The organism is Aquirufa sp. OSTEICH-129A (assembly GCF_054558355.1).
Window position 1 is genome coordinate 471,142 of sequence record NZ_JBPXKC010000002.1, and the last position, 15,462, is coordinate 486,603.

Consider the following 15,462-nt stretch of genomic DNA (forward strand, 5'->3'; position numbering starts at 1 on the left):
TTTAAATCAAATAATTGCTTAATATCGTTGAATGAATCATTCCACGATGAAACGCTATCCCTACTTTTATCTTCTCATCAGTACCTTACTTTCATTCAGTTGCCTAGCCCAAATAGCCAGAACAGCTGAGCAGGATAGTATTTTAGCTGACCGACAAAGAAAAACACAAGCCGATTATGAGCAAATGTTACAACAATTAAGCATTACTCATATAAGACCTGGAGTCAATGGAAGTAATCCTAAGGCAGCTAATGCCGCCAATTATGACGAATCCAAAGCCACCATTTACCCAGTCCTGCCTGCCGTTTTACAGATGAAAGATGGGAAAAGCGTGGATACCAAAAGAGCGTGGTACTACCATAGAAAACCTGAAATTATAGAAGATTTTGAAAGGGAAATTTATGGCCGTGTACCCGATAATATCCCCCCTATTTCTTGGAAAATTATTGCTAAGGAAAACAAAATCATGGCGGGCCTTCCAGTGGAAATCCAGAAATTGATTGGGACTGTCGACAACAAACGCTTCCCTTCTATTTCTGTTCAAATGGAAGTAACCATAGGATTTAGAAAAGATATCAAAAAGGCCATGCCTGCCATGATGGAGTTGGCCTGGGTATTTCCTCCTGGGATGAACCGACCAGCACCTACCAACAACGAAATCCCTTGGACAGAACAAGTCATTGCCAAGGGTTGGGCTTTTGTTCAGTTAAATCCTTTGACGGTTCAAGCCGACCATGGGGCTGGACTAAAATCAGGGATCATAGGTTTAATGAATCGAGCTGAATATAGAAAGCCGGATGATTGGGGCTCCCTAAGAGCTTGGGCCTGGGGAGCTAGTAAGGTATTGGATTATTTGGAAACCATGCCAAACATAAAATATACCTCAGTGGGCATAACAGGGCACTCTCGATATGGAAAAGCAGCCGCAGTGGCTATGGCATTTGACACCCGTTTTGCCATCGGGTATATCTGTTCATCAGGGGCGGGTGGACTTAAAATTTACCGAAGAAATTATGGAGAATTAATTGAAAATGTAGCCGCTAAAAATGAATACCATTGGATGGCAGGTAATTTCTTAAAATATGCCGGTCCGCTTTCATGGAATGATTTACCCATTGATGCGCATGAATTGATAGCACTTTGTGCACCTAGACCCATGTACATTGGCGTAGGAGGAAATGGCGACAGCTGGGCAGATCCCTATGGCATGTACTTAGCAGGGAAAGAGGCTAGCCCTGTCTATGAATTGCTAGGCAAAAAAGGATTAATTTCTGATAGCGCCCCCATCATCAATGAAGCCAAGACTCAGGGTGAAATTGGCTTTCGGATGCATGATAAAGGACATGTTACAGGTCCCAATTGGCCCAACTTCATTGAATTTGCTTCAAAATACTTGAAGTAATTGGTAAATGATAAATTGTGAATGAGCAATAGTCATTGGATTGGGTGCCATTCTACATTCCCAATTCTACATTCATAATTCTACATTCTACATTCCCAATTCTACATTCTTCATGAAGAAAAGTGTCTAAAACAAAAAAAGTCCCAGCAAGAATACTGAGACTTTTTGGGCGGATGATGGGATTCGAACCCACTACCCCTGGTACCACAAACCAGTGCTCTAACCGAGTGAGCTACAACCGCCATTTGGGATTGCAAAAATACACAAATCAAGGTACATCGCAAATCCGAAGTGAAAAAAAATGGGGATAAAACCGAAATTTTATCCCCTTCTTTTATTTCTGAGCTGCCAAATATCTTTTTTCAGCTGCATTCCAATCAATTACATTCCAAAATGCATCCACATAATCAGGGCGCTTATTTTGGAATTTCAAATAATATGCGTGCTCCCAAACGTCTAAACCAATTACCGGGAAGCCTTTAACCTCAGCCACATCCATCAATGGATTGTCTTGGTTTGGTGTAGATGAAACAGCGATAGATCCGTCTTTTTGAGCTACTAACCAAGCCCAACCTGAACCAAAACGCGTAATACCCGCTTTTTTAAATTCTTCTTTGAAGGCATCAAAAGAACCAAATTTAGCATCAATGGCTTTAGCCAAAGTACCTACTGGAGCACCACCACCATTGGGTGATAAAATATTCCAGAACAAATCGTGGTTATAATGTCCACCGCCATTATTACGGATAGCCGGGCTCAAGCTTGAAATATGACTGAATAATTCCTCTAAAGATTTTCCTTCAGACGGACTACCAGCTACAGCTGCATTCAAATTAGTCACATAAGCATTGTGGTGACGATCATGGTGGATTTCCATGGTTAATGCATCAAAATGCGGTTCTAAAGCATTGTTTGCATAAGGTAGGGGTGCTAGTTCAAAAGCCATAATATAGGTTTTATTAATATGTAAATGTTATCTTAAATTTAATCCTATTCTTAGGATGCATAGGTCTTAAACAAGTAAACCAAGGTTTCGGTTCAACGACGCATCGAAAAAAATTCTTTTAACAAGGATTCAGATTCTTCTGCTCTTACTCCTCCCAGAATTTCAGTTTTTGGATGCAAGACCGACTGCCCTACTCGCTCAAAACCTCGTTTTTCTTCTTTGGCACCAAATACCAATCTTCCCAATTGCGACCAATATAAAGCTCCGGCACACATGAGGCAGGGCTCCAACGTCACGTACATGGTACAATCTTTCAAATATTTAGCCCCTATAGTTTGAGCTGCAGAGGTAATCGCAATCATTTCTGCATGAGCCGTCACGTCGGTTAATACTTCTGTTTGATTGTATGCCTTAGCTACAATTCTGCCTTGACATACCACCACGGCTCCAACGGGAATCTCCTCTTCCTCCAAGGCTTTTTGAGCTTGCATTAATGCCAAACCCATGTAGTATTCATCTTCCTGACTAAACATTAAGCGGGCATTTGAATTACTCTATTTCTCAAGTAAAAATCTAAGATCACGATGGCTGCCATGGCCTCCACAATAGGAACAGCTCTAGGAACTACACAAGGATCATGACGCCCTTTACCCGAAACGGTTATCTTGTCGCCTTTTTCATTGATACTATCCTGATCCTGCATGATGGTCGCAACGGGCTTGAAAGCCACGCGAAAATAGATCGGCTCTCCATTGGAAATACCTCCCTGAATACCACCTGAATGGTTGGTCAGGGTACGCACCGTTCCATCCGCTTCCTTGACAATCACATCATTATGTTCGGAACCTTTCTTCTCCACACCATCAAAACCACTACCATATTCAAAGCCTTTAACGGCATTGATACTTAACATGGCTTTACCTAATTCAGCATGTAATTTATCAAAAACGGGTTCTCCTAGACCTACTGGACAGCCTGTAATATAGGCCGAAACAACGCCGCCCACGGAGTCTCCTTGCTTACGGATTTCATCAATGTATTGAAACATTTGATCAGCCATCGCTGTATCAGGGCAACGCACGGCATTGGTTTCAGTTAAACTCAAATCCAATTGCTCAACAGGTGTCCCCAACTTTATCGTACCCACTTGTGAAACATAAGCTGTAATTTTTACTCCCAATTGGGCTAAAACCAATTTAGCCAAAGCTCCAGCTGCCACGCGGGCTACCGTTTCTCTAGCTGAACTACGTCCACCTCCCCTATAATCTCTTAAACCATATTTAGCAAAATACGTGTAATCTGCATGCGAAGGTCTAAACTGATCAGAGATGTGAGAATAATCTTTAGAGCGCTGGTCGCCATTCCAAACCAACATAGCTATTGGTGTGCCTGTGGTTTTGCCTTCAAATACCCCGGAAAGCACCTCTATACTATCTGCCTCTTTTCTTTGGGTCGTAATTCTAGATTGGCCAGGCTTTCTTCTGTCCAATTCTGACTGAATGAATGCTAGATCAAATGAAATTCCTGCAGGGCAACCTTGTACCACCACACCTACTGCCGCACCATGTGACTCCCCAAAGGTACTAATCTGAAATATTTTCCCGTAAATACTCCCCATATCGCTTTATTTTTTTGTTTTCCAAACCAGGAAAACTAAGACTACAAAAATTGAAAAAATGGTCAAATTCGCCAATTGACGCCAATTTACCCACCGATTCCACACCACATCATCCGAGTTTAAATTCTCTAATCCACGGTATAAACCTTCCATTTCCCGACTGGTATTTAAACGCGTGTCGGAGGGTTGACCTTGAATTTCTACATTGATTTTGGATCTTAATGTATCAAACTTTTCCGTTCGTGTGTTAAAATAAATCCAGTAAAAATACTGCTTTAATGCAAATTTACCCGGTTGTTTAGGAATAATCTGAATAATTTCTGATTTATCCCCCAACATTTTATCCATGGAAGGATACACGGAACTCTGGGTAGAGAGTCGATTAAAATCGATAAAATAATCTGATTCTAGGCCTTTTGAATCCCACAAAATACCATTTCCATCACCAATGATACTGGAACTATACAATAACTGTTCCCCTGTTTTAGCTTGATTTTTAGAAATGGATTCTCTTAACTCATAAGCACCCACGGGCACTTTACCCGCTAAGGGGTGATTAGGCAAAGACCTCGGTTGTATCAACAAGGCTGGAGATTTAAAAACTATGGGTAAGGATTTCATCTCTCCACCCACTTTTTCTTTCTTTAAAATCTGTAAACTCAGGGAAGGAATTTGAATGGGGCGATTATTTAAGGCAAAATATGTTGCCTGAAAAAACCGGTATTCCGTATATTTTTTTTGATTGATTTCTACTTTTGACACCTTCTCTACCTGCAATCCAAAACTCTCCTCCCAACAATTCCTGGGCCTTAATTGCTGAATCAACTTGGGTATTTGAATGTCATTTCGGTCAAAAGCAAGGTCCTGCGTATTGTTCTCGGGAACAAACAAGGAGAACTTCAGGGTAAACCCTTGTCCAACAAAAGGTCGAATATGATTACTAGCTACTAATAAAAAGGGTTGATTCGCCTTAGCTAAAACCTCATCTGCAATAGAGACTTCATCTGGGTTATTTTCCACCACGTTTCCATTACTCGGACTCACAGAAATATAAAATGGTTCAAACTTTTGAGATTGTTGATTCACGCTCACCTCATCGGCGGGAATGTAAAACTGCCCTACACCCAGCGGTTGATAATGCTGGGAATATATAATTCGCTGTTCTATTTGTCCATTTTGGAAATTAGAGGATTTACCCCGACTAATTCCGAGTTTTTGAAAATTGGCTAATTCAGGAAATTTATATTGGATGGCTTCGGAAGAATTTCCCGTGGCAGGAACCGTGATAGAAATAACAAAGGTCTCATCTTGGTTAATATTTTTATCCCCTATTTGTATAGCAAAGTCCACTTTACTTTGAGCTACCAAAGCCTGAAGACCTAACAGAAAATAAAGAAATACGCCCGTAAAGACAATCCGTGAATTCATTCCGGCAATTTAAGCAATTGTCTTAAGGTCTTTAGGCTTGTATCTAAAAAACTTTGAAACGGAAGGATAATCCCAATGCAGCATACCAAGTATTATCTATCTGCAGGCTTCGACCTGCGGAAACATCTAATTTTACATCATCAGAGATATAATAAGCCATTCCACCGTCTACCCATTGGTCTGTTTGGCTGGAAGAAGGCATCCTTCCAAAAACCTCGACATAAGCATATCCTCTTTTACCGATATTCATATTGGGGGCAAAACGGTATATCGCTTCCACCGTTCCATTGCTATGAACTTCTGCGCCTAGGTTATAGCCTAAACCAAAACCCTTGGGAAAATCATGTTGAATGGTAAAAACAAAATCACCGACTGAGTGGCGCTCATTATTTCGTTCACTTTCATCTCGCTTTTGATCATTGACCCGATAGTGCGCAATCAACGATACTCGAGCAAAGGACTTTTCTGGGAATAGAATTGCATACTTAAAACCTACGGCATCTGACTGATAACTAGACTGGCCTCCTTCTTGACCCCAAACGGAAGTATATCGAGCTTCCCAGCGTTTCCCTAATCCAATTTTCATCAATGAGGTGGGATAGGTTAAGGAAAGATCCCCCGATTCGATTTGTCGATTAAAACCCCATTCCATTTGAATATACCCTTTTTTGACAATAAAAGGGCATTCTGTTTGATCTGGACGGTCTGTTTCTATCCTGCCTTCCTGCTGTGCAAAAAGTGAAAAACTGGATAGGAAAAATAAGATGTAAAAGTATTTAGCTCGCAACATAGTGCGAGTTTACAAATTTTTAGTTTAATCTAAAAATTTATTTAGCCTTTCCTATTGAAAAACCGAGGGCCGCATAAAATTCACCAAACCAAATAGTCTGGGAAGCATGATCTACCGAACGCCCTGTCGTATGAACATCCCACAAATTGGTATACCCCCCTTTAAACGTGGTTTCAAAAAATAAAAGCTTGGTTAAATTCAAACGCAAACCTGTTTTGGCAGAGACTCCAGCACCGGCAAGGTTCCAAAAATTATTGGTTCCAACCGTAAATAAACGTACATCAGAACGGGGAATCACAGCCCCAATACCCAAACCTTTGATCCAATCCAATTGCAACTTAGACTTCGCTTTCTTCCAAATAGGCTGGTAATTTTCAATTTCGAGAGCCGCATAATTATAGCCATCGGTATGCTCATATTGTAGAAAATCTTTAGACTGAATAACAAATGGACTATGTTGATATTGGCCGACATAGGCTGGGTTTACCTCTATCTGTGGATTAGACACTTGTGCTTGAATTTGACCAGTAATATGTGATTCCTGATCAGGTGTGACCACATATTTCATATGATCCCAACCCAAACTGATTGACCAATTATCATGAAAAAAATAGCCTCCGTGTAAATTGAACTGAGGAATGGAAAATAAAGATGGGTTAAAGTACGTTTGAAAACCATCAAATTGGGTAGGTGCATCGCTGGCTTTGACAGCCTCCAAGGTAAAGTCATAGCCTGGACCTTGAAAACGGATATCGGAAGTAGGATAAGCCGAGCGATTATATCCCCAAAAGACAAAATAAGTACCTTTTCGATGTAAATAGTCGGTTTGTGATGAGGCAAAAAATGGAATAAAAAAAAGAAAGAATAGGATGTACTTAGGCATGAACGATGGTATAAATTGATAATAAAATGAAAGGCAGTTTACTTGGAGCCAAAAAAGCTTACAAAGCTGCTATTTTTTCCACAAAGTATGCTCATTTTATCATGATTTTCATCAGAAAATTAGGATGGAATAATCAAATTTTAGTAACATTGACGTAACTTGCATGTTCAAATTTATAATTAGAGTACCAATACTAAGCGAGAAACAAAACGCGCAAAATTGGCCATAGAATATGAAAAAATCATCACCAAAGTTTGAATACAAAACGTTTACTTTAGGTAGTGAGATAACTCAGGAGCAGAAAGAATACTTTACCAAATTTGGAGTTATTCAGTTCAAGGGTTTCATTACTGATGAAACAGCGCAGTTATTTATCCAAGAATTAGCTCAAATTGAGAAAAAATGGTTGGATGAAAAGGTGGAGAAAATCAATGGTATTCCATTAAAATTCGGTAAAGATCCACAAGGTAACGACATGATTCAGCGTATGTGTTTTACCAATAAATACAGTCCAGTTTTAGGTGAATTCCTAAAAGATCCTCGCTTTCAGCTATTAACTGAATTTTTGGCTCCTTATGATGGCCGTATCAGCGAAGATGAAAAGGATGGATTAGTATTTAATCATTATGTCAATCAACCCAATTCCAAATTCACTCAAATGGGCTGGCATACCGATAGCCCTAGAGATTTGTTTTTAGGTCAAAAGATTTTACCTATGTTAAATGTAGGTATACATTTAGATAATTGCCCATCTGCCAACGGAGGTTTGCGCGTCATTCCAGGTACACAAAACCAGAGTGTCCTTAAATTATTGTTTGGCAAGAAACAATTCATAGATCACCGCCCGGATCCGCGTGAGGTAGCTTTTGAAATTGAGCGTGGCGACTTAACCATTCATGACGGCCGTTTGTGGCACCGCGTGGAGGTATCTCCTAATTTTGGGGAGAAATCTAGAAGACGTGTGATGTACGTTCCGATCATCACAGGTAAGTTTAAACCGAAATCTGAAAATAGTAAAACCCCATTCTACCATCGCTTTGCGAAAGTAGTTCAGAAATAAAAAAAGCCCTCGAAATTGAGGGCTTTTTTTATTCTATCTTGATTCCATATAAGACTGCAAAATGATCGTCGCTGAAACGCGGTCAACCGTAGCTTTAACCCGACGGTCTTTCTTGGACATCCCTCCAGCAATCATAGCCTTCATGGCCATTTGAGAGGTAAATCTTTCATCGTGCAAATGCAATGGAATAGCAGGAAATTTCTTTTGAATCTGCTTGATGATATTCCTCACAGCTTGCGTAGAATCGGTATCAGTATTATCTAGGTTCTTAGGCATACCTATCACCATTTCATCTACTGCTTCTTTCGCCATATATGCTGACAAAAATGTCAATAACTGGTGAGAAGGTACCGTCTCCAATCCATTAGCAATGATTTGCAAAGGATCCGTGACAGCAATTCCTGTACGCTTTAAGCCATAGTCAATGGCCAATATTCTTCCCATGCTGGATGATTCCTAAGAATCGTTTTATGACAATAAACCTTTGTCGCGCAAAATCTTATCCAATAATTTACGATCGTTATCGCTCGTCAACACATTAAATGGAAGGTGAATAAACTGGTATTTACCCATGGTAAACACATATGCGTCTTTATCCTTATACACACTATTTATCATATCCCACTTAATCATCCCACCTTCTTTATCTGAGATTTTCATGAAAATCTGTCGACTGTCTATTTCATAGCGATACTTATCAAACAATTGTTTGTACTGGGCCAATTGTGTAATTCCTGTAAATTGAATCAACCAAAATAAGATATAACCAATCACACCAACGGCGATGAAAATATAAATCCAATAGTTTTTATACACAGCAGTCAGATTCAATGCCACGTTTCCAATAATCAAGGCCAATGGCAAAAAAGACCATTTCCACTGATTAGAGAAGAGTTGACGCATACACAAGCCGATGTATTTATTCTTTTCAAGAGAAAATTTCTTCGTCTTAATTGCTAAAGGGTTACTGGGTGCTTGCTGAACTCGCTGCTGAGCCCCATACATTTTGGCCATATATCTATTATTTTAATCGCTAAATAAGTCGCAAAGGTACAAAATTTGAATACTTTTTGGTAATTTCAGAGGCTATTTTGAATGAATCCCATTAGCATGAATTCCAAACAAATACTTGACGGTCCTGCTTTACTTCAAAAAATTCGCCGAATTGCCTTTCAGATTTTTGAAAACAATTTTGAAGAAAAAGAAATTATCATCGCTGGGATTGTAGGCGAGGGCTATTCTTTAGCTCAACTACTTTGTCAAAACATCTTGGAAATCTCCTCCATCAAAGCTCAGGCTGTGGTTATTCAATTAAATAAGGATGTGCCTTATGAAAGTCCTGTTCAGTTTGATTGCGATAAAAAAATTTTTGAAGACAAGGTCATCATCGTCGTGGATGATGTGCTTAATACAGGAAGAACTTTTTCTTATAGTTTAGCGCCCTTTCTCAGTATGCACGTGAAAAAGATCCAAGTAGCCGTGGTGGTAGACCGCAATTACCGTAAGTTTCCCATTTCAGCGGATTACATTGGATACCAAATGTCGACCACTCTTTCTGAGCACGTAGAGGTAGTTTTATCTGACAAAAGCAGATTAGGCGTTTACCTACGTTAGGAATTCCAAATCTCCCAGGCTTTGTCGGCCTGCCCATGTAGCATTTCTAACCCTTCATAAATCCCTCCTACCCCTTGGGCAAGTCCTTTCTCTAAAAAAGCAGTGCGTAATGGATTGTATACGATATCGTATAAAAAATGTTGACCACGTAATAAGCTATAATCCAAAGGAGGAAAAGACTCAATTTTAGGATACATCCCTAAAGGAGTTGTATTCACGATTAAGCCAACCTCATCCATGATATTTGCCAAGCTTTCATAGGAAATCTGACCTTTTTCAGGAGTTCTGGATACTTTACAAATCTCCATACCCAAATCTTCTAAGGCCGCAATAATGGCCTTTGCCGCTCCACCTTGTCCTAATACCACGGCTTTCTTCGACTTAAATTGGGCTAAGGCATCCCAAGACTCAATCGTTTGGCGAAAGCCCCAATAGTCCGTATTAAAGCCCTTTGTCTTACCATCTGGATATATTTTAATGGTATTAACAGCACCAATTTTAGCCGCGGCGGGGTCAATTTCATCCAACAAGGGCATAACTTGCTGTTTGTAAGGAATGGTTACATTTAAACCTTTTAGTATGTCTTTCTTGGCTGATGTAAGAGTCAAAAAATCTTCAATTTGTGGAATCTCAAATTGTTCATAACAATGACTTTCGGATAAACCCAATTTGACAAACTTTTCCGTAAAGTACTTTTTAGAAAAAGAATGACCTAATGGGTACCCAAGCAAACCGTACAAGTGGGAAATGGACATATTACTTTGATGAGAATTTTTGCTTAAGAATACCCAAGATAATTGGCAAAACGGAAACGCCAACTATCCCCAACACCACTTTTTCAAAGTTGGATTTTACCCATTCATTATCGCCTAAAAAATAACCCGCTAAAGTGATGCTTGTCACCCAAAGGCAAGCTCCAAGAAAACCAAATAACAAATAAACGGAATAGGACATCCGGCCAGCACCCGCCACAAAAGGCGCTACAGTACGAACTATAGGCACAAAACGAGCGATAATGACTGTTTTGACTCCATATTTCTCATAAAACTTTTCTGTTTCCTCAAAATGAGACCGTTTCAAAAACAAGATTTTATCCTTGGAGCGAACATAAGCACTAAAATATTTTCCCATGAAATAATTGACCTGATCTCCACTTAAAGCAGCTAAAATCAACATGGGAATAACAATGGCAATAGAAAGCTGACCACTGGCCGCTGCAATTAATCCAACTGAGAATAATAATGAATCACCGGGTAATAAAGGCGTAACAACTAAGCCTGTCTCCATAAATACGATGGCAAACAATAAGGCATAAGTCAATGAACCGTGGGCTGCGATAAACTCCGTCAAGAAATGCAATGGATCTTTTAATAGATCTAAGGCTTGCTGTATCATGTTTGTTTCAATTAGATAACATAAAAAACCCCGAATATTCGGGGCTTAACTTTATTTGGTTAAGAAATGGTCAAAGGTGTCTCCCCGTAGTCCAAGTCGGATGGTTTCTAATGAAACAACCTCATTAGGAGCAATATTTCCTACGTTGACATTGGCACCAACCAGTTTAACAAACCATACTTGTTGTGATTTTTGAGGTGCCTCCCAAATGATACTTTCTTCCGGAATTTCCGTTAATATTTCTTCCACTAAACCTTGACGAACCTCTCCCGATGAACGGAATAGTCCCACATTTCCTCCTTCTCTAGCTTCTCCAATTACCTTCCAAGCACCCGCTTCCAATTCCATGCGCATTAATTTAATCCACTTATAAGGAGGAATAATTTTTGCCTCATCTTTAGAACCCACTTCAGAAAGTACAGTCACCTGCTGAGAAAGTTGACGTATATACTCACACTTAACATCTGAATTCATTTCGACGGAACCGTCTGAAATCTCTGCATATTCCATGCCATATTGATCTAACACACGGCGGTATTCATCTACCTGCCCACGGATGTAAAATGCTTCAAATAAGGTTCCACCGAAATAAACGGGGATACCTGCCGACTTATAAATAGCTAATTTCTCTTTTAAATTAGGGGTAACATAAGAAGTCGCCCAACCTAATTTGACTAAATCCGTATAACTTCCCGCTACTTCTAAAAAATCTTCAACTTGTCGAAGGCTAAGCCCTTTGTCCATGACCATGGTCAAGCCCTTCTGACGCGGCTTTTCAAATCTTTCAGGTATTTGCGATAAATTATAGTTCATATAGAAACAAGCATTAGGTTATTTGTTGACTGTTATTTTCCTGCTATCCTACAAAAATAAGCATAACATCTGATTGAGCCAAACCTCTAATAATCCAATTCTCCTGAAAGCTCAAAAGAAGATATCCTTTTGTATATTTGCAAAAAAAATAAGAAATGAAAAAATCGTTTTTGCTTTTGATTTTTAGTAGTCTTTTTATGTCCATGAGTATGGCTGAACCACCAAGTGATGTCATTTTAGGGGATTGGATATCTCAACTAAAAGATGGCAAAATCACGGTGTATAAACAAGGGGATAAATATTACGGAAAGATTTCTTGGAGTAAAACTCCTGGAAAAAAAGATGTAAAAAATCCAAATGAAGCCCTAAGAAATAGGGATTTACTTGGATCTGTCATTTTAAAAGATTTCACATTTACTGGTTCAGCTTGGGAAAACGGAACTATTTATGATCCGCATTCAGGGAAAACCTATGACTGCATTTTAAAAGTTAAAGATAATAATAAGACCCTCGATATTAGGGGATTTGTGGGCGTGGCTATGTTTGGAAGAACTAGCACTTGGACCCGTCCTTAATAAAAATTATATATCACCGCCTATCCAAATATCCATATGAAAGCAAATGACAAAGCCATTGCATTTTTGTCTCAGTACATTGGCAAAAAAATGGCACATGAAAATCCGAATCCCATTACACGTTATTTAGATGGAATTTTAAAATCGGTCTCCGCGGGTTCCATGACGGCTGAATTTGAGGTTAGGGAAGACCAATGCAATCATGCCGGGGTATTACATGGTGGAGTTATATCCATGCTATTGGATGAAATGATGGGGACTACGCTAATCACCTGTGATATAGAACATTTGTATGTCACCATCAACTTGAGCATAGATTTTCTGTATGGAGCTAAAGCCGGAGAAAAAATCACGGTAGTTTCAGAAGTGTTCCGAGTGGGTAAAAAAGTAGCCAATGTGGAAGCCAAAATGTTCAATGCCGAAGGCAAATTATTGGCCAAAGGATCTAGCAATTTAGCTGCCACATCCATTCCATTTAAAATGTAATTAGGATAAAATTTGGTATACCAAAAACGCGGCTAAATAAGCCAAAGTGGTCATGTAACCGAACTGAATTAAGGGGTATTTCCAAGATTTCGTTTCACGGTAGGTAGTAGCTAAGGTACTCATGCATTGCATAGCAAAGGCATAGAATATCAAAAGCGAGAAGCCTAAAGCAGCATCGTACATAGGTTTTCCTGTATCAGGATTAATTTCAGCACGCATCCTATTTTTGATGGTAGCATTCTCGTCATCTACTTCGCCGCCCAGGCTGTATATCGTTGACATTGTACCAACAAAAACTTCACGTGCTGCAAATGAGGTGATCAAGGCAATACCGATTTTCCAATCATATCCCAATGGTTTGATGGCGGGTTCAATCAATTTACCAAAATGGCCTGCGTAAGAATTCTCCAATTTCTCCGAAGCAATCTTATTGCTTAAATCTACTCCGCTCAGGCTTGGGTTGTTCAATCGAACTTGCTCTTCAATTTTGGACATACTATCACCCGGGCCATAACTAGCAAATACCCATAAAACAATGGAAATAGCCACAATGATTTTTCCTGCTTCGAATACAAATGCTCGAACAGAATTATAAATAGAAATAGCTACGTGCTTAAAACGAGGACCTTTGTAAGTCGGCAATTCCATGATGAAATAACTTCTTTCTTTGGCTCTCAAAATTTTCTTCAGCACCCAAGCAGAAAGTAAGGCCATAAAAAAGCCTAATAAATATAAACCAAACAAGGCTACTCCTTGCAGATTAAACACTCCAAAAAGAGTGTTTTTCTCGGGCACAACCAAAGCAATTAAAACCGTATAAATAGGTAGCCTAGCTGAACAAGACATCAAAGGTGTAACCAAAATGGTGATCAAACGATCTTTCCAAGAACCAATGGATCGGGTACTCATGATGGCAGGCACTGCACAGGCTATACCTGATATTAAGGGTACTACCGATTTGCCATTTAATCCAAAACGTCGCATCATTTTGTCCATGATGAACATCACGCGCGACATATATCCGGTTTCTTCCAACATGGAAATGAAGAAGAACAAAAAGGCAATTTGAGGTACAAATATCAATACTCCACCAACTCCAGCAATCAAACCGTCGGTCAATAAACCCGTTAAAGGAGATTCAGGTAATATTCCTTTTAACCAATCATTCAACTGGGCCACCCCTCCATCAATCAAATCCATGGGATAGGTTGCCCATGTAAATACCGCTTGGAACATCACAAATAGAATGGCCAAGAATATCACATATCCCCAGAATGAATGAATAAATGCTTTATCTAGGCGATCGGTCCAAGTCTTAACTGGTTCAGCATCCCATTGGCGATTCAGATTGATCACACAACGCTCCACGACCTCGGAAATCTGCTCATAGCGCTTAACCGTTTCTGCTGATTTGTATTTCTTTGGTTCAAAATGATGTTTCTCCATCAAATGATCAAAAGATTCCCGCTGTGCTTGATCAAACATTTTCATTCGATCATGCTCCATCAACCATAAAAGTGATCGATAAGGATCCGCTTCTCCAAACTGTTTTTGCACATCTTCAATCAGAGCTTCCTCCACAGGTAAGGGCAAGGCATCATTGGAAGCATATCGATGTTTCAAGGTTTTGACAACCGCAAGCTTCAAGCCACCCACACCAATTCCTTTTTTGGCATTGATTTCTGCCACTTCCACATTCAACTCACGAGCGAGCTTCAACGAATTAATCACAAATCCCTGATTTTCAGCTACATCTATCATATTCAAGGCCAAGACGGTCGGAATACCGAGATCTCTTACTTGAGAAAATAACAATAAATTACGCTTTAAATTGGAAGCATCCGCCACCACGATTGCCATGTCAGGATAATCTGGATGATTCGGATTAGCTAAAATATTGATGACTAATTCTTCATCAATTGATTTAGGATAAATGCTGTATATGCCTGGTAAGTCCAGAATTTCGATATTTCGGCCTGGTTCTAATTCCCAAACACCGGTTAACTTATCCATGGTTACCCCTGGAAAGTTCCCTGTTTTTTGGTTCAATCCTGTCAACGTGTTGAACAAAGAGGATTTCCCAGCATTTGGATTACCAATAAGCGCTATTCTGGTTACGTTAGCCAATGTAATTTTATTTTCGTTTGATTTGAATGGTAGCCGCTTCTTCTCTTCTCATGGTTAAGGTATAACCAGAAACTTTTAAGGCAATCGGGTCACCAAATGGTGCATGATGCGTTAATATCACTTCGGTACCGGGCAAGCAACCCATTTCTAAAAGCTTTAATGAGAGAATTTCGTCTGTAAACCCTGTAATTTCCCCATGTTCTCCTATCCGTAAATCCGCCAGTGTTAGCATAAACAAACCTCCATTCTTATTTAGAATAATTCAAAATTAGGCACAAATGTACTAAGTATTTCCGAGCTAAAAAATGATAATTCTTAGTTTTAA

General features: G+C 39.5%; 18 protein-coding genes and 1 tRNA gene. 5 read left to right on the plus strand and 14 right to left on the minus strand.

Translation table 11 applies throughout. The features are described 5' to 3' along the window. Nucleotides 1-31: 31 nt before the first annotated feature. Nucleotides 32-1,402, plus strand: a complete 1,371-nt coding sequence (locus SKC36_RS05935) for a glucuronyl esterase domain-containing protein (RefSeq protein ID WP_459465195.1) — start codon at nucleotides 32-34, stop codon at nucleotides 1,400-1,402. Nucleotides 1,403-1,570: 168 nt separating this feature from the next. On the opposite strand, the gene SKC36_RS05940 is transcribed toward SKC36_RS05935, so the two are convergent. The 7 genes from SKC36_RS05940 to SKC36_RS05970 all read right to left on the minus strand — a co-directional run bounded on the left by SKC36_RS05940 (nucleotide 1,571) and on the right by SKC36_RS05970 (nucleotide 7,067). Beyond that, nucleotides 1,571-1,644: transfer RNA gene (locus SKC36_RS05940), tRNA-His, on the minus strand. A 92-nt stretch (nucleotides 1,645-1,736) separates the two neighbouring features. Then, complete coding sequence (locus SKC36_RS05945; RefSeq protein WP_459454112.1) at nucleotides 1,737-2,348, minus strand: superoxide dismutase; 612 nt, start codon at nucleotides 2,346-2,348, stop codon at nucleotides 1,737-1,739. A 92-nt stretch (nucleotides 2,349-2,440) separates the two neighbouring features. After that, on the minus strand, nucleotides 2,441-2,881 hold the full coding sequence (locus SKC36_RS05950) for a nucleoside deaminase (protein ID WP_459454111.1): 441 nt from the start codon (nucleotides 2,879-2,881) through the stop codon (nucleotides 2,441-2,443). Further along, entirely contained in the window at nucleotides 2,881-3,966 is a 1,086-nt protein-coding gene (gene aroC / locus SKC36_RS05955) for a chorismate synthase (RefSeq protein ID WP_459465197.1), read from the minus strand. Before aroC ends, SKC36_RS05950 begins: the two co-directional genes overlap by 1 nt. A 6-nt stretch (nucleotides 3,967-3,972) precedes the next feature. Then, nucleotides 3,973-5,394: a BatD family protein gene (locus SKC36_RS05960; protein WP_459465199.1), complete on the minus strand. Its 1,422-nt coding sequence runs from the start codon at nucleotides 5,392-5,394 to the stop codon at nucleotides 3,973-3,975. 43 nt (nucleotides 5,395-5,437) lie between these two features. After that, nucleotides 5,438-6,184, minus strand: a complete 747-nt coding sequence (locus tag SKC36_RS05965; protein WP_459454108.1) for a transporter — start codon at nucleotides 6,182-6,184, stop codon at nucleotides 5,438-5,440. Nucleotides 6,185-6,221: 37 nt separating this feature from the next. After that, nucleotides 6,222-7,067, minus strand: coding sequence for a hypothetical protein (locus tag SKC36_RS05970; protein WP_459454107.1), 846 nt, complete (start codon nucleotides 7,065-7,067; stop codon nucleotides 6,222-6,224). Nucleotides 7,068-7,299: 232 nt separating this feature from the next. Here SKC36_RS05970 and SKC36_RS05975 point away from each other — a divergent pair, with 232 nt between their 5' ends. After that, complete coding sequence (locus SKC36_RS05975; RefSeq protein WP_459454106.1) at nucleotides 7,300-8,127, plus strand: phytanoyl-CoA dioxygenase family protein; 828 nt, start codon at nucleotides 7,300-7,302, stop codon at nucleotides 8,125-8,127. Nucleotides 8,128-8,160: 33 nt separating this feature from the next. Here SKC36_RS05975 and ruvX read toward each other — a convergent pair whose 3' ends face one another. Together ruvX and SKC36_RS05985 are read right to left on the minus strand one after the other, a co-directional pair. Then, nucleotides 8,161-8,571, minus strand: a complete 411-nt coding sequence (gene ruvX, locus SKC36_RS05980; protein ID WP_459454105.1) for a Holliday junction resolvase RuvX — start codon at nucleotides 8,569-8,571, stop codon at nucleotides 8,161-8,163. A gap of 24 nt (nucleotides 8,572-8,595) precedes the next feature. Further along, nucleotides 8,596-9,141 (minus strand): YcxB family protein, encoded by a 546-nt coding sequence (locus tag SKC36_RS05985; protein ID WP_459454104.1) that lies wholly within the window; start codon nucleotides 9,139-9,141, stop codon nucleotides 8,596-8,598. A 96-nt stretch (nucleotides 9,142-9,237) separates the two neighbouring features. Here SKC36_RS05985 and SKC36_RS05990 point away from each other — a divergent pair, with 96 nt between their 5' ends. After that, nucleotides 9,238-9,741, plus strand: coding sequence for a phosphoribosyltransferase family protein (locus tag SKC36_RS05990; RefSeq protein ID WP_459465201.1), 504 nt, complete (start codon nucleotides 9,238-9,240; stop codon nucleotides 9,739-9,741). On the opposite strand, the gene SKC36_RS05995 is transcribed toward SKC36_RS05990, so the two are convergent. The 3 genes from SKC36_RS05995 to SKC36_RS06005 are packed head-to-tail and all read right to left on the minus strand — an operon-like array spanning nucleotide 9,738 to nucleotide 11,949. After that, on the minus strand, nucleotides 9,738-10,496 hold the full coding sequence (locus SKC36_RS05995; protein WP_459454102.1) for a shikimate dehydrogenase family protein: 759 nt from the start codon (nucleotides 10,494-10,496) through the stop codon (nucleotides 9,738-9,740). The two genes, SKC36_RS05990 and SKC36_RS05995, sit on opposite strands and share 4 nt — an antisense overlap. 1 nt (nucleotide 10,497) lies before the next feature. After that, nucleotides 10,498-11,136, minus strand: coding sequence for a VTT domain-containing protein (locus SKC36_RS06000; RefSeq protein WP_459454101.1), 639 nt, complete (start codon nucleotides 11,134-11,136; stop codon nucleotides 10,498-10,500). Between the two features lie 51 nt (nucleotides 11,137-11,187). After that, the gene (locus SKC36_RS06005) at nucleotides 11,188-11,949 is read right to left on the minus strand and encodes a phosphosulfolactate synthase (protein WP_459465203.1); all 762 of its coding nucleotides are present in this window, start codon (nucleotides 11,947-11,949) and stop codon (nucleotides 11,188-11,190) included. A 155-nt stretch (nucleotides 11,950-12,104) separates the two neighbouring features. Here SKC36_RS06005 and SKC36_RS06010 point away from each other — a divergent pair, with 155 nt between their 5' ends. Together SKC36_RS06010 and SKC36_RS06015 are read left to right on the plus strand one after the other, a co-directional pair. Then, entirely contained in the window at nucleotides 12,105-12,524 is a 420-nt protein-coding gene (locus tag SKC36_RS06010) for a DUF2147 domain-containing protein (RefSeq protein ID WP_459454099.1), read from the plus strand. 36 nt (nucleotides 12,525-12,560) lie between these two features. Further along, nucleotides 12,561-13,010, plus strand: a complete 450-nt coding sequence (locus SKC36_RS06015; RefSeq protein ID WP_459454098.1) for a PaaI family thioesterase — start codon at nucleotides 12,561-12,563, stop codon at nucleotides 13,008-13,010. Here SKC36_RS06015 and feoB read toward each other — a convergent pair whose 3' ends face one another. Beyond that, entirely contained in the window at nucleotides 13,011-15,137 is a 2,127-nt protein-coding gene (gene feoB / locus SKC36_RS06020) for a ferrous iron transport protein B (protein ID WP_459454097.1), read from the minus strand. Between the two features lie 7 nt (nucleotides 15,138-15,144). Then, the gene (locus SKC36_RS06025; RefSeq protein ID WP_129026564.1) at nucleotides 15,145-15,369 is read right to left on the minus strand and encodes a FeoA family protein; all 225 of its coding nucleotides are present in this window, start codon (nucleotides 15,367-15,369) and stop codon (nucleotides 15,145-15,147) included. Nucleotides 15,370-15,462: the final 93 nt, after the last annotated feature.